Source organism: Salipaludibacillus daqingensis (assembly GCF_029891575.1).
Classification (GTDB): domain Bacteria; phylum Bacillota; class Bacilli; order Bacillales; family Salisediminibacteriaceae; genus Salipaludibacillus; species Salipaludibacillus daqingensis.
This window is the reverse complement of record NZ_JARZHF010000015.1, coordinates 16,210-31,757: the sequence shown is the minus strand read 5'-3', so window position 1 is coordinate 31,757 and position 15,548 is coordinate 16,210. Positions and strand designations below refer to the sequence as shown.

Genomic DNA, 15,548 nt, shown 5'->3' with positions numbered 1-15,548 from the left:
AAGGTTCGACAAGCTTTGGCAAGTGCTGCCAAAGCATTTTTCTAGTAGGTTTACTCAAAATAATGTAAAGATGAAAGCAGAGAATTAATTGATAGGCCTTTAATATATGTTAACAAATGATTTTAAAATAGATAAACGTGAAATTCCGTTTTTTGTAAGTAGCATTGACAAAAAACGGTCAATCACTAGAAGGTGGGGGGAAGACCTTGGAAGGGCTAATCAAAACAATGTATCATGGCGATGATGTTGCAAGTATTGTCGAAGGGTTAGAAGCTAATTTATCTGAACAGATGGTCTCAGGACTAACTGGATCGGCTCGCTCCTTAATGCTTGCTGCGATCTATAAAAAAACGGGGAACTCACAGCTAGTTGTTACCCATAATCTATTTCAAGCACAGAAATTATTTGATGACCTTGTTTCCATTCTTGGCGAGGACCAAGTTTATTTATATCCAGTTAACGAGTTAATTTCATCTGAAGTTGCCGTAGCTAGTCCTGAAATGAGAGGACAAAGATTAGAAGCATTAAACTGCTGGACTTCAGGCAATGAAGCGATTGTGATTGCTCCCATAGCAGGTGTGAGAAGATTGTTACCGCCTCCGACTATGTGGAGTTCGAGACAAATTACATTTCAAGTAGAAGAAGAACTAGATTTATCACACGTATTGAACCAATGTATCTCGATGGGGTACCAACGAGTAGAAATGGTTTCAACACCCGGACATCTCAGTGTTCGCGGTGGAATCGTAGATATATATCCTTTAACGGAAGAGCATCCTATCCGTATAGAACTCTTTGATACGGAGGTAGACTCGATCCGTTTCTTTGACGTGGAAACACAACGTTCTATTTCACAAACAGAACGAGTAACGATTGGACCAGCAAAAGAGATATTACTAGATGAAGAACAATTTCAACGAGGAGCAGCAAAGCTAGAGAAAGAACTAGCCGTCACGTTAAAAAAAGTGAAAGATAACGTTGTAAAAGAAAAACTAGCGGATCAAATTGGTGTAGAGATCGATTGGCTTAAACAGCGAACGATGTTTGACACGATGTATAAATACATGTCCATGTATTATGAACAAATGCATACACTTATCGATTACATGCCTCAAGGAGGAAATGTTTTCGTCGATGAAATCAGTCGAGTGCAAGAAATGGTTCAAAGTTTAGAAAGAGAAGAAGCAGATTGGCAGATGACGATGCTTTCTCAAGGTGGCGTAGTGTCGGATATGCAGATGTCTCAATCTTGGGAAGATATCATTCAGAAATCAACAGCACCAATGATATATTTGAGTTTGTTTTTACGACATATTCCGTCAACAAATCCACAAAACATCGTAAACATACAAAGTAAAACGATGCAAAACTTTCATGGACAACTTCATTTACTGAAAAACGAAGTGACTCGTTGGAAAGAAGCAGGTTACGCCATTTCCTTCATCTGTGCAGGAAAAGAACGAGCAGAGCGAATGAAAAGTGTATTAGAAGATTACGAGATTGAGGCGGCTATTGTTAGTAGTGAGCACCTCCCTGTCAACGGGCAAGCCCAAATTACACTAGGTCATTTCATGTCTGGATTCGAACTTCCATTGCAGCGGACGATTGTTATTACTGAAGAAGAAGTGTTTACGAAAAAAAATCGCCGACCAAAACGAAGACAAAAACTATCAAATGCAGAGAGAATTAAAAGTTATTCTGAATTAAAAGTAGGGGATTGGGTTGTCCACGTCAATCACGGAATAGGAAAATATCTTGGCATAGATACGTTAAAAGTAGGCGATATTCATAAAGATTATATGCACATCTCCTATGCTGGGAATGACAAACTTTATGTTCCAGTGGATCAGATTGACCAAGTTCAGAAATATGTCGGTTCAGAAGATAAAGATCCAAAAATGTATGCACTTGGTGGAAGCGATTGGAAAAAGGTGAAAAAGAAAGTAAAGTCTTCAGTAGAAGACATTGCGGAAGATTTGATCAAAGTTTCAGCAGAAAGAGAACGGAGTAAAGGTCATGCGTTTTCGAAAGATGGGCCTGAACAACAAGAATTTGAAGGGTCATTCCCATACCAAGAAACGGAAGATCAAATCCAGTCTATTGAGGAGATTAAGCAAGATATGGAAAGAGAACGACCGATGGATCGTCTTTTGTGCGGGGATGTAGGGTATGGAAAAACAGAAGTAGCCCTTCGAGCCGCGTTCAAAGCGATCATGGACGGAAAACAAGTCGCTTTTCTTGTACCAACAACGATTTTGGCCCAACAACACTATGAAACGATTCGTGAAAGGTTTCAAGATTTCCCAATCAATATCGGCTTGTTAAGTCGTTTTAGAAGCAGAAAAGAATTAAAACAAACGACAGATAACTTGAAGAAAGGAAACTGCGACATTGTAGTAGGGACGCACCGACTTCTGTCGAAAGATATTGTATTTAAAGACCTAGGGTTATTAATTGTTGATGAAGAACAGCGATTTGGCGTGACCCATAAGGAAAAGATCAAACGTTTAAAAGCAAATGTGGACGTATTAACATTAACGGCAACACCTATTCCGAGGACCCTTCACATGTCCATGCTAGGTGTCCGCGACTTATCCGTTATTGAAACACCACCTGAAAATCGTTTTCCAGTGCAAACATACGTTGTGGAATATAATGAATCTCTCGTTAGGGAAGCGATTGAAAGAGAGTTGTCTCGAGGTGGGCAAGTTTACTTCTTATATAACCGAGTGGAAGATATTGAATCGATGGCAGATAAAATTTCCATGCTTGTTCCTGAAGCGAACGTTCGTTTTGCTCACGGTCGGATGACGGAATCGGAACTGGAAAACGTCATGCTTGATTTTCTTGAAGGAACGACAGAAGTTCTTGTGACGACAACGATTATTGAAACAGGCGTCGATATTCCGAATGTGAATACGTTAATTATTCATAATGCAGATCGCATGGGACTTTCTCAGCTTTATCAGCTACGAGGGCGTGTTGGTAGATCAAATCGCGTGGCTTATGCTTATTTCACACACCAGAGAGATAAAGTTCTTACAGAAGTTGCTGAAAAGCGTTTGCAATCCATTAAAGAGTTTACCGAATTAGGTTCTGGATTTAAGATCGCAATGCGAGATTTATCGATTAGAGGAGCAGGAAATCTACTAGGAGCTGAACAGCATGGCTTTATCGCATCTGTTGGTTTTGATCTTTATTCGCAAATGTTAAAAGATGCTATTGATGAGCGAAAAGAATTAGAAGCAAATGAAGGGAAACCAAAACAGGAAAAAGAGCCAGATATCGAATTAGATGTGAAAGTAGACGCATACATCCCTGAATCCTATATCCCAGATTCAAAGCAAAAAATTGATATGTATAAACGTTTTAAAACATTAGAGTCACAGCGAGATTTATTGGATCTCCAAAATGAGATGATTGACCGCTTTGGAGATTACCCTTCTGAAGTGAGTTATCTTTTCTCTGTTTCCAAAATCAAATTGCTTTCCAAACAGGAGAAGGTAGAGTCTGTATCAGAAAAAAATAATCAGTGTAAAGTAGTGTTAAGTGAGGAAACAACAGGCCGTATTGATGGATCAAAATTGTTTACTGTCGTTAATAAAATTTCCCCGAAATTACATTTATCTATGCTAGGTAGCCAGATTGTGATTCATTTAAAGACAAAGTCATTAAGTGACGGTGACTACATGAAAATCCTTGAACAAGTTCTAGCTAAATTAGATGATGTTCAAAAAGACGAAGTAGCGAACGCATAAAACTATAAGGTCAAGAAGTAGCACTTGTAATTAAATTTGCAGGTGCTATTTTTCGATTTAGAGGAAATTTATCAATTTTATTCTACAATTGGTGAATAGTTCTTTTTTTTAATCAGATAATAAGGACAAGTTTCCAATCCAAATAATACTTGGATACATCTTGAGATTACACCAAAGAAAGTGAGGCAATATACGTGATGAAAGCAACTGGAATTGTTCGTCGAATTGATGATTTAGGTCGTGTTGTTATTCCAAAAGAGATAAGAAGGACGCTTCGAATTAGAGAAGGAGACCCATTAGAAATTTTTGTCGATAGAGATGGAGAGGTGATTTTAAAGAAATATTCCCCTATTTCAGAGCTCGGAGACTTTGCAAAAGAATACGCAGAAGCCCTTTACGATAGTTTGAACCATATAGTACTCATAGCAGACAGAGACACATTTATTGCTGTCGCCGGAGGTTCCAAAAAGGAATATTACAATAAGCCAATTGGCGAAGTTGTGGAAACGTCCATGGAGGAGCGGAAAGTCAACGTTCAATCTAAACAAGGGGAATATGCTATCTCTGGTGAAACAAATGAGTCGATGGATGGTTATTGCATTGCTCCGATTATTGCAAATGGAGATCCGATTGGTGCCGTTGTTTTAGTAAGTAAAGGTAGTGGGAAAATCGGTGATGTGGAACATAAACTGTCGGAAACGGCAGCTGGATTTTTAGCAAGGCAAATGGAACAATAATAAGCATAAACTAAGCAGTACCTCATAGCGGTGCTGCTTTTATAATTTGGAAAGTAATATGCTATAATGACAAAGAAATGAAGCATAGAGAGGAAATATTAGCATGAAACATGCTCAGCAACAACAAACGTGGATGAAAGGAGCACTCTACCTTTCCTTAGCGGCAATCATTGTCAAAGCTTTAAGCGCCCTTTATAAGATTCCGTATCAGAATATCACAGGAGATACGGGTTTTTATGTGTATCAGCAAGTTTACCCGATTTATGGGGTTATTTTTGTGCTTGGTGCATATGGATTCCCGCTTGTTATTGCAACTTTTGTCGCAAATCACGATACGAAAACCCAAACAGATGTGTCATCCCCTTCCTTATCACACCGATTATCATTTTTGTTCTTATGCCTACTTTCCCTTCACATTGTGGCGGGATTAGCTATTGTTTTGGGAGCGGAGATGATCGCCCAACTTATGGGAGACCCACGGTTAACCTCAGCAATCCGCTGGATGGGAGCACCTGTATTCCTCATTCCGTTTCTTGCAATGGGGAGAGGTATTTACCAAGGAAAAGGTGAGATGATTCCAACGGCATTTTCACAAGTGGTTGAACAAACCTTTCGGGTGACGGTTATTTTAGGCGTTGCTTTTTTTGCAATGAAAGCAAGTGACCCTTACATGGCAGGCACATCAGCGGGCATTGGAGCATTAGCAGGGAGTATAGCCGGAGTAATTGTTCTTGGAACAATGGGATGGAAGACAAGAGAGCTCCATCCGTTGAAATTAATGAAGTGGACAATTCCCACCGGTTGGAAAAATGATGTAAAAACGTTGTTTATCACAGGTGTGCTTGTTTCAGTAAGTGCAATGGCATTGGTTATTTTTCAGCTTGTAGATTCCGTAAGCGTGTTTCGACTGCTGGTCTTGAATGATACTGAACTAAACGCTGCAATAGCAAAAGGTGTTTACGATCGTGGTTGGCCACTGGTTCAATTTGGAGCAGTGATTACGACCGTTTTTTCTTATGCGGCGATCCCGCATATCTCCAGAGCGTATGAAGCGAAAAAAATGGAAGAAGTGAAAGAAGAAATGAGCCGGGCACTTAAGATGTGTTTTGTGTTTGGAGGAGCAGCGGCAACGGGTATGGTAACTATTATGCCGTCATTAAACCAAATGATGTTTACAGATCAAAGTGGGACCTTTGCTTTACAACTCCTATCTTCCATCGTTTTTTTTGGTGCGATATTTATGACGATTGCTGCTTTGCTTCATGCAGTAGGGAAAGCTTCCTTGTCAGTCATTGTTCTTGGTTTAGGAATCGTCTTGAAAGGTATATTTAACATGATCTTCGTACCTACATATGGAATTAACGGAGCTGCGATTAGCTCTGCATTACCGTTCGTGATCATGTCATTTCTCTCCATTTTCATTTTAATCCGATCTTCTCTTTGGAACATAGAACCATTCCAATTTTGGTGGAAATGGTTTATCAGCCTTTTAGGGATGGTCATATTCGTTAGCTTGTTCCAAGCGGGAACTACCGCGATCGTGGCAGATGGAAGAATAGCGATGACGTTTATTTCTTTAACTGCCGCAAGCAGTGGAGCGGTCATTTTTTTATGGATGATTTACCGACTTCGTTTATTTACAACATATGAGTGGGAAAGTATACCGAAAATTGGGCGCTGGTTTCCTTATGAATCAAAGGAACTGGTCCGAAAAAGGAGGAATATTACATGACACAATCGATACATATTATCGGATTAGGAGCAGGAGATTTAGCGCAAATACCTTTAGGAATATACCGAACATTAACGAATAATCGTGAACGAGTATTTGTTCGAACAAAGGACCATCCTGTTATAAATGAACTGAAACAAGAAGGAATAAATTTTCACAGTTTTGATGAAATCTACGAAAAACATGATCGATTTGAGGATGTGTATATAGAAATTGTCGAAAGGCTTCTTCATGAAGTCTCAATAAAAGGGACAGTTTTTTACGCGGTTCCAGGACACCCAATGGTGGCAGAAGCAACCGTGCAACATCTTCTTCAACATTCAGAGAAAATAAATGTTGTGCTTGAAGGTGGACAAAGTTTTTTAGATGCGATGTTTAGTGCTCTGAAGATGGACCCGATCGAAGGATTTCAATTAGTCGATGGAGTAACAATGAAATCGGAAGACATTAACCTTAAGCAACATGTCATTATTGGACAAGTATATGACCAATTCAGCGCTTCTGAAGTAAAACTAGCTTTGATGGACCGTCTACCTGATGACTATGAAGTAACCGTGGTAACAGCTGCCGGGAGTGAGCAAGAGTCCATTGTCACAGTGCCTCTCTACGATTTGGATCGTGTCACTACTTTAAGTAATTTAACGGCTGTATATCTTCCACCTGTTAAAAATGACGAATTATTATATCGCGACTTCTCTAAATTGCGGGAGGTCATTAAAACACTACGAGGTCCGAATGGTTGTCCATGGGATCGAAAGCAAACGCATGAATCACTGAAGCGTTATGCTGTAGAAGAAATTTATGAACTGTTAGAAGCGATTGATGAACAAGACGATGACCACCTGGTCGAAGAGTTAGGTGATGTATTGTTGCAAGTTCTTCTTCATGCTCAAATTGGAGAAGATAATGGTTATTTCAATATGGAAGATGTCATTAGTAAAGTGACAGAGAAGATGATAAGAAGACACCCCCACGTCTTTGCTGATGTAACTGCAGATAGCGCGGAGGAAGTCGTTTCCAATTGGGAAGATATTAAAAAACAAGAGAAACAAGAGGCAGGGAAAAACGAAAACGAGGTTATGTCTCTGTTAGACGGTATTCCAGCATCGCTACCAAACTTGTTAAAAGCTTTTAAACTACAAAAAAAAGCAGCAAGAGTAGGATTTGATTGGGGCGAAGAAGCTCCAATGTGGATGAAACTTCAAGAAGAAATTGCTGAGTGGTTGCATGAAATGAAAGAAGGATCTTATGATGCTGCTGTCGAAGAATTTGGTGATGTGTTATTTGCCTTTGTAAATTTAGCCCGTTTTCATAAGATTGATCCAGAAGAAGCATTAAGACAAACAAATGAGAAATTCTCACGAAGGTTTCGTTATATTGAGCAAGTGGTTAGTAAACGTGGGGACATTCTGTCAGAACAAACGTTAACGGAATTGGATTCCCTTTGGGAAGAAGCCAAAAAACAAGAATAAAGAGGAGGAAACCTTATGAGATTAGATAAATATTTGAAAGTATCTCGACTAATTAAGCGAAGAACAATGGCCAAGGAAGTTGCTGATCAAGGAAGAGTGAAAGTAAATGGTCAGAAAGCGAAAGCTGGAACCGAAGTGAAGTTAGGAGACGAACTTGATGTTTTATTTGGACAAAAACACGTAAGCTTAAGAATCGATCGAATCGAAGAAAAGGCAAAAAAGGAGGATGCAGCTACTTTTTATACTATTTTAAAAGAAGAAAGAATTAATAATGACTAGGTAATTACCGAAGCGAACTTTTTTCGCACGATGAAAAATGAAAGTGTCTGATTCATATTTTAACCAAAGAGATAGGAAGTTTTGCCCGACTCTCCCTCGTATTTTCAGGAAGGCTTGTTCTATTTTTCCTCCTCCCACATATAGTAAGGATAAAGAGTGTTTGAAGGAGGATGGGGATGGAACATTCATACGACTATACGCACCAAGGACCTGGAAGAAAGCGGGATCATCAGCTAGTGCTTAATGCTAGAAAAATGTTGGATATTTCCGGAGTGAAACAGGTAGAGAGTTTTGATAGCGAAGAATTTTTATTAGAAACAGAGATGGGTTTTTTATCGATTCGCGGTCATAATTTACAAATGAAAAACTTAGACGTTGAAGAAGGAAAAGTATCCATTCAAGGTAAGGTTGATGATCTTGTCTATTTGGATCAGCACCACGGTGAGAAAACTAAAGGATTATTTGGGAAGTTATTTAAGTGAGTTTAGATGTTCAAATCGCTTCCTTGTTAGCAAGTGTAGTGATGGGCGTTAGTGTCGGAGCTTCTTTAGATACTTATGAGAGAATACTAGGTAAAAGAAAGTCTTTTAATTGGATAAAAATAGTGAATGATGTTTTATTTTGGATCGTCCAAGCCCTTCTTTACTTTGGGGTATTACTTTATATGAATCATGGAGAAGTTCGACTCTATTTATTAATCGCTGTTTTTCTTGGTTATTCCGTATACCGCGCTTTGTTTGAAACAAGTTATAAAAAACTTTTGAATACATTTCTCCACATAAGTTACCATGTTAGCTACTTTTTGGTTCGAATTACCTATATATTTCTTGTGAATCCAACAAAAGAATTATTGAAACTGTTGTTTCGCTTAGGTATGATATTAGTAATGATATGTTGGAAAGTTATATCCAGTTTAATTTTTTGGATATTTAGACCTATCCTTTTACTTATTACCTATGTTGATAAAAAAATCGGACAACCTTTTATGAAGCAAAGAGAAATGTTTATGAAGTTCCTAAAAGGGTTATATCAACGAATAAAAATGGATCGAAAACACAAGAAGTGAGGAGAGGTGACGATAATGGAGCAAGGCAATAAAACAAAGATTCGCCGATTAAGTTCTGAATACATGGAAAAGCAAGCGTTGTTAGAAGAACAGACGAAAAGACGACGTAAAGGGTTGCTTCGTCGGTTATCTATGTTTGCGTCGTGCGCCATTCTTTTTCTCTCTATAGCTGGATTCACTCTCTACCAACAGCAAACGTCCATCGAAAATCAAAAAATACAAACACAACAATTAGAAGAAGAATTAGCATACATGAAGCACGAAGAATCTCGTTTAAAGCAAGAGGTGGACTGGTTGCATGATGATGAATATATTGCTGAATTGGCAAGGAGAGATTTCTTTCTTACGAAGCCTGGGGAAACGCTTTTTCAACTACCACGACCTGGTAATAACAGTAATTGACAGAGATCTTGGACAGTCGGTATAATGTAAAAAAATGATATTTTTAAGGACCATGAAGGAGGAGCATTTTTTACATGTCCATTGAAGTAGGCAGTAAGTATCAAGGTAAAGTGACTGGAATAACGAATTTTGGAGCTTTTATTGAATTGCCAGATGGATCCACAGGACTTGTCCATATTAGTGAAGTAGCGGACAGTTATGTGAAAAATATCAACGAGTTTTTAAGCGTTGGTGATGAAGTTACTGTGAAAGTCATGAATATAGAGAAAGACGGCAAGATCGGGTTATCGATTCGCAAAGCGAAAGAAAAACCACCGTCTCAAACATCTAATACGAAACGTACACCGCATAAATCTTCTAAGCCGAGACAAAAAGATCAGCGTCCTGTTTCTTTCGAAGACAAGATGAGTCGGTTTCTAAAGGATAGTGAAGAAAGATTATCCTCATTGAAACGAAATACAGAGTCTAAACGAAGTGGTCGAAACTCTAAAAGAGGGTAAAGTGGAGCTTGCTGCTGAATGAATATAAAGTCATAAATAAGTACTAAAGTCGTCATTTCTAATCGCTGATTTTTAAAGCGATAGAAATAGACGGCTTTTTTGTTTCTAAGTAAGGGTATTTAGCCTAAGTTCACTATAAGTAAAAATAGCAAACATGTTTTACTTATGTTTCATTTTCCTAAATAATTACAAATTACTTCAGTATTTAATCGTACTAAAAAAGAAAAACTTTTAACCGTGGTAAAGTGACAAAAACATAAAAATATATCTTGGTCTATTAAATAGACAGAAGCCCGACGTTATAGATTGGAAGCTACTTATTCTGACTTAAATCTCGTAATCAATATGGATGAGTCATCATCGAAGGGAAACGAGCATTCTGTATCATCTTCTGATTCACAGACGTTTTCCGTCTATATTAGTCGAAGAGTTTTATTTTCTCTCCCACGTTGTTTGACAAAATTTGTATCTCTATCATGTTTTAATAGTAGGACGAACTTTGAACAGGAGTGGTGCAAAATATGATGGGGCGAAGCGTGTTGACAAAGATGAGTGGACAAGCCGTTTCTTCTTTAGGTGGAGCGGATGCGTGGACTTGGTTTAAAGGAGACGAATCCAAAAGCGAGAAAAAGTATGTGAAGAAGAAGTTTACATCTTGGCAACGTTTACTAATGGTCATTGGAATTGGATTTTTGTTAGGGCGAGCCGTTATCCTTCTGCAGCTATTACCTTTTACAATTCCTTTTTTAGCGGTAGTTTTTAAGTGGAAAAGGAGTATGACACTACCAGCATCTTTTGCATTAATAGCTGGCTCTACAACGTTATCATTTGGTTATGCAGGGCACACGACTGTGGCGATTATTGTTTATTTCCTCTTGCAAAGCATCATGAGCAAAGTAGATAAGCAGGAACAATTATTACCAGTGACGGTTTTTGCTTCTGTAGCACTAACAAGATACTTTAGTTTAGCTTTTCAAGGAGAGCATTCTCTCTATCATGCACTGACTGCCTCTGTGGAAGGGGCATTAGCATTAGTCATTACGTTGATTTTCTTTCAAAGCATCCCTTTATTTCTTGAAAAACGACGACATATGAGTTTGAAACACGAAGAGGTCGTTTGCCTCGTCATACTTTTAGGATCTTTGTTAACCGGAACCGTCGGTTGGCTCATTTATCATCTATCGATTGAACATATTATTGCTCGGTATTTTGTATTGATTTTTGCGTTTGTAGGAGGAGCGACGATCGGTTCAACAGTTGGTGTCATCATGGGATTGATCCTTTCACTCGCCAATGTGGCTCATTTATTTTCGATGAGTTTACTAGCTTTTTCCGGTCTATTAGGGGGACTGTTAAAAGAAGGGAAAAAAGTATCCGTAGCAGCAGGTTTAATTATAGCTAGTTTATTAATGGGGATGTATGCAGATAATCAGGCCCCTCTTGAGGTTACACTTTATGAGAGTCTAGTAGCTGTTGCTTTGTTTTTTATGACTCCTAAATCTTGGACAAATCTTCTTTCCAGCTACATACCTGGAACGCCGGAACACGCTAACGAACAGCAGAAGTATTTACGAAAAATAAGAGATATGACAGCTGGAAGGGTAGAACAATTTTCTGACTTATTTTTAAGCCTTTCTCATAGTTTTTCGTTCAATGAAAAAAAAGACGGGAATTCGGAAAAAGAAAAAGCCGTAGACCTGTTTTTAAGTGAGGTTACAGAAGATACATGTCAAATGTGTGTGAAAAAGACTCAATGTTGGTCAAGGGAATTTGAAAAGACATACTCCTATATGGAGGAAATCATGAAAGAGAGTGAGGAAAAGGGAGAAGTAAAAAATCGTGGGCTATTATCAGGTTGGAAAAAGCACTGTCTCATAGATGAACGCGTTATACGAACGGTGCAGGAAAAATTAAAAGAAAGGGAAAGTGAACAACGTTTGAAACATCAGTTACTCGAAAGTAGGCGATTGGTCGCTGATCAACTGATAGGTGTATCGCAAGTAATGGGTGATTTTGCAAGAGATATTCAACGGGAGAAGGAAGTGCACGATAAACAAGAAGAAGAAGTAAAAGAGGCTTTGTTAGGCGTTGGTGTTGATGTTGATCTTGTAGACATTTATGGTTTAGAGCCTGGAAATGTCGATGTGGAAATGATTTTACCGTCCAATCAATATAATGAAGCGGAAAAAGTTGTTGCGCCGCTACTATCAAACATCTTGAATGAAGCCATTGTTGTGAAACAAGCAGAACCTCTGTCAGCTTCTAGAAAAGAGACGAAGGTTTTACTTGGTTCGACGAAAACGTTTGTAATAGAAACAGGTATTGCTCATACAGCTAAAGGGGGGAAGTGGTTATCAGGAGATAGCTTTTCAACGATGGAGTTAGGCGAAGGAAAGTTTGCGATGGCCATAAGTGATGGCATGGGTAATGGGAAGCGAGCCCATGTTGAAAGCCAAGAGACAATTGATTTACTAAGGAGGATTTTAAAATCAGGTATTGACGAAACGGTGGCAATCAAATCTATTAATTCCGTGTTGTCTCTTCGATCTAGTGAAGAAGTATTTTCCACATTAGATTTAGCGATTATTGACTTGCAAGATGGGAATTCAAAGTTTTTGAAAGTTGGCTCGACACCGAGTTTCATTAAGCGAGGATCACAAGTGATGGCTATTGAATCTGGAAACCTTCCAATAGGAATGATTAAAGAAGTGGATGTGGATGTCGTATCAGAGCAGCTTAAAGCAGGAGATTTATTAATTATGATGAGTGATGGTATCTATGAGACACCACATCAAATAGAGAATACAGATATTTGGATGAAACGAATTATCCGAGAACTAAGAACGTCGGACCCACAGCAAATTGCTGATTTGATGATGGAGCGCATGATTCGTGAATGTGGGGGAGAAGTTCATGATGATATGACAATTTTAGTAGCAAAAGTCGATCACTTTGTTCCGAAGTGGGCTACAATAGCGACCACATCCTAAAATAGGCTTTTGGATAAGGTATAAGACCTCTTAATCTTGTAAAAGCTAGTAGAAAATTCTATTGGAGAGAAACCATTTCTAGTAGATACAAGATAGGAGAGTGCAAAATGAGTAGTGCGACAATTAGACAAATTTTATTAATTACAGATGGTTGTTCCAATGCAGGGGAAGACCCTGTAGCGATGTCGTCTCTAGCGAAAGAAGAAGGTCTGACAGTGAATGTCATTGGGATTATGGATGAAGGTGATGAAGACGAACGGGGTATGTCAGAAGTGCAGGATATAGCTCGTGCCGGCGGAGGAATGAGTGATGTTGTCTATGCAAGGCAACTCTCGCAAACGGTGCAAATGGTAACGAAAAAAGCGATGACACAGACGATTCAAGGGGTAGTAAACAAAGAAATCTCTCAAATTCTAGGAAAAAATCAAGCAATGGAAGACTTGGAACCAGAAAAAAGAGAAGAATTGATGGAGGTCGTTGATGACTTAGGTGAAACAGCAAGTCTAGATATCCTTATTCTTGTGGATACGAGTGCTAGTATGAAAAATAAAATACCGAGGGTACAAGAAGCATTGCTAGATCTATCTTTAAGCCTTCGATCAAGGCAAGGGGAGAATCACTACTGTTTATATTCATTTCCCGGGAAAAGGAAACAAGTGGAGAAACTCCTGTCTTGGACTCCTGAAATGGATTCATTGAAGGGGTCATTTAAGAAACTTGCGTCTTCAGGTGTCACCCCAACAGGACCGGCAATTATGGAAGCACTAAACGTATTCTCAAAGCGAATGAAGAAAGGGTCTAGCCGTGATGAGAGAGCCTACATCGAAGAATCAGGTATGTAGCTTTCGATCAGGTCAGCGTATTACAGGGCGTTGGCATGGCAATCAGTATTTAATTGTTCGGTTACTGGGGGAAGGCGCAATCGGTAAAGTATATTTAGCAAAAAAAGGCGTGCAATCAGTAGCGATAAAAGTCGCTCGAGAGTCCATGTCTATCTCGTCTGAAGTCCGCGCTTTAAGGCAGGTTTCCAAGGTTCAAGGGATCTCCCTTGGACCTTTCTTTATCGACATGGATGATGTGTCGAGCTCTTCTGGAACGACATCTTTTTATGTGATGGAATATATTGAGGGAGAACCGTTTCTACCGTTTCTAAAAAGCAGAGGGAACGAGTGGATGGCTTTATTTCTTGTGCAACTACTTGGGGATTTAGCAAACTTGCATAAGGCAGGTTGGGTATTTGGAGACTTAAAACCAGAAAATTTAATTGTCTCGCATCATCCGTTTTCTCTTCGATGGATTGATGTTGGCGGGATGACAAAGTTAGGGAGATCTATTAAAGAATATACGGAGTTTTTCGATCGTGGTTATTGGGGAATAGGAGACAGAAAAGCAGAAGCTTCTTATGATTTGTTTTCTGTTGCTATGTTGATGTTGAATCGAGGTTACTTTCATCGTTTTGAAAAAACAGGTCTAGACGGAAGAAAGCAGCTAGTAGCCAAAGTAAAACAACAGCCTGTGTTAGACCCGTTTTCATCTATTATTTGCAAGGGAATTGAACATCGTTATGACAATGCTTTGGAAATGAAGAGAGATTTGTTAGACGTGTTGCAAAAAGAAAAAAAGAGATCGGCACTATCGAGAGTGAAAAAGAAAAAGTTATTGAAACAGTCAAAAAAAGTTCACTCACCGTCAAATCAGGTGCAGACAACAAAGGAAAAAAAATACAGAGGATTGTATGAAACGTTGATTTTTGCCTCTTTTCTTCTTTTATTATATATTTTATACTTGGTGGGATAAACAATCGATCGGTGATTGTAAAAGAAGATCGCCATGGAGAATGGGGGGAAGGTGATGAAAGCAGCGGATGAAGTCATGGACATATGTTTATTAGCAGGAGAGATTATGCTTACATATGGTGCTGAAACGTATCGGGTGGAAGAAACGTTGGAAAGAATGGCTCGATCTTCTGGATTTACGAATGTCCATTGCTTTACAACAACCACCGGTATCTTCCTATCCTTTGAAGAAAGAAAAGGAAAAGAAGATCTCATGCAAATGGTCCGTGTTGATGACCGGATGCAAGATTTAAATAAAGTTACCGAAGTGAACCAAGTTTCAAGAGAATTTACTGCAGGAGAATTAACGGTCGAAGAAGCTGACCAAAGGTTAAAAGCTATATCTAAAGCGCCTATTCATTATCCGATTTGGCTGATTCACCTTGCTGCAGGTGTTGCTGGAAGTGGGTTTTCCTACTTATTTGGAGGGGGGCTTCAAGATTTGTTGCCTGCCTACCTCGCTGCGGTGATCGCAAGTGTTACATTAGTTGAGTTTGAAAGATATTTGAAAGTTCGCTTTGCTGCAGAGCTTGCAGCGGCGTTTGTTGGTGGCTCTGTCGCCATTTTGCTAGTATTCATCGGTGTAGGGAATAATTTAGACCAAATTATTATCGGTTCACTTATGCCCCTTGTTCCAGGTGTTCCATTAACAAATGCCGTTCGTGACTTGTTATCCGGCGATTTGTTAGCTGGCATGAGTCGTGGTGTGGAAGCTTTGCTAACATCATTATCGATTGCAAGTGGGATCGCTCTATCAATTTCGTTGTTTCTATAAAG

Annotated in this window: 13 protein-coding genes; all 13 read left to right on the top strand. The window is 39.0% G+C overall.

All coding sequences use genetic code 11. The features are described 5' to 3' along the window. Positions 1 to 206: 206 nt before the first annotated feature. Entirely contained in the window at positions 207 to 3,758 is a 3,552-nt protein-coding gene (gene mfd / locus QDN89_RS21250) for a transcription-repair coupling factor (RefSeq protein WP_425335434.1), read from the top strand. Positions 3,759 to 3,955: 197 nt separating this feature from the next. After that, positions 3,956 to 4,495 carry a stage V sporulation protein T gene (gene spoVT / locus QDN89_RS21245; RefSeq protein WP_280772223.1) on the top strand — a complete coding sequence of 180 codons (540 nt, stop codon included), beginning with the start codon at positions 3,956 to 3,958 and terminating at the stop codon, positions 4,493 to 4,495. 103 nt (positions 4,496 to 4,598) lie between these two features. After that, a complete protein-coding gene (locus tag QDN89_RS21240) occupies positions 4,599 to 6,227 on the top strand; it encodes a putative polysaccharide biosynthesis protein (protein WP_280772192.1) in 1,629 nt (542 codons plus the stop codon). Continuing rightward, positions 6,224 to 7,699 (top strand): bifunctional methyltransferase/pyrophosphohydrolase YabN, encoded by a 1,476-nt coding sequence (gene yabN, locus QDN89_RS21235; protein ID WP_280772191.1) that lies wholly within the window; start codon positions 6,224 to 6,226, stop codon positions 7,697 to 7,699. The genes QDN89_RS21240 and yabN overlap by 4 nt, the downstream gene beginning before the upstream one ends. A gap of 15 nt (positions 7,700 to 7,714) precedes the next feature. After that, on the top strand, positions 7,715 to 7,978 hold the full coding sequence (locus tag QDN89_RS21230) for an RNA-binding S4 domain-containing protein (RefSeq protein ID WP_280772190.1): 264 nt from the start codon (positions 7,715 to 7,717) through the stop codon (positions 7,976 to 7,978). Positions 7,979 to 8,154: 176 nt separating this feature from the next. Beyond that, positions 8,155 to 8,460, top strand: coding sequence for a sporulation protein YabP (gene yabP, locus QDN89_RS21225; protein ID WP_280772189.1), 306 nt, complete (start codon positions 8,155 to 8,157; stop codon positions 8,458 to 8,460). Further along, positions 8,457 to 9,044 carry a spore cortex biosynthesis protein YabQ gene (yabQ, locus tag QDN89_RS21220; protein ID WP_280772188.1) on the top strand — a complete coding sequence of 196 codons (588 nt, stop codon included), beginning with the start codon at positions 8,457 to 8,459 and terminating at the stop codon, positions 9,042 to 9,044. The genes yabP and yabQ overlap by 4 nt, the downstream gene beginning before the upstream one ends. A gap of 15 nt (positions 9,045 to 9,059) precedes the next feature. Continuing rightward, on the top strand, positions 9,060 to 9,446 hold the full coding sequence (locus QDN89_RS21215; RefSeq protein ID WP_280772187.1) for an FtsB family cell division protein: 387 nt from the start codon (positions 9,060 to 9,062) through the stop codon (positions 9,444 to 9,446). 74 nt (positions 9,447 to 9,520) lie between these two features. Next, positions 9,521 to 9,946 carry a S1 domain-containing RNA-binding protein gene (locus QDN89_RS21210; RefSeq protein ID WP_280772186.1) on the top strand — a complete coding sequence of 142 codons (426 nt, stop codon included), beginning with the start codon at positions 9,521 to 9,523 and terminating at the stop codon, positions 9,944 to 9,946. A gap of 521 nt (positions 9,947 to 10,467) precedes the next feature. Further along, entirely contained in the window at positions 10,468 to 12,936 is a 2,469-nt protein-coding gene (spoIIE, locus tag QDN89_RS21205; protein ID WP_280772185.1) for a stage II sporulation protein E, read from the top strand. 107 nt (positions 12,937 to 13,043) lie between these two features. Next, the gene (locus QDN89_RS21200; RefSeq protein ID WP_280772184.1) at positions 13,044 to 13,778 is read left to right on the top strand and encodes a vWA domain-containing protein; all 735 of its coding nucleotides are present in this window, start codon (positions 13,044 to 13,046) and stop codon (positions 13,776 to 13,778) included. After that, positions 13,744 to 14,733: a serine/threonine protein kinase gene (locus QDN89_RS21195; protein WP_280772183.1), complete on the top strand. Its 990-nt coding sequence runs from the start codon at positions 13,744 to 13,746 to the stop codon at positions 14,731 to 14,733. Before QDN89_RS21200 ends, QDN89_RS21195 begins: the two co-directional genes overlap by 35 nt. Positions 14,734 to 14,787: 54 nt before the next feature. Next, positions 14,788 to 15,546 (top strand): threonine/serine exporter family protein, encoded by a 759-nt coding sequence (locus tag QDN89_RS21190; protein WP_280772182.1) that lies wholly within the window; start codon positions 14,788 to 14,790, stop codon positions 15,544 to 15,546. Positions 15,547 to 15,548 lie beyond the last annotated feature (2 nt).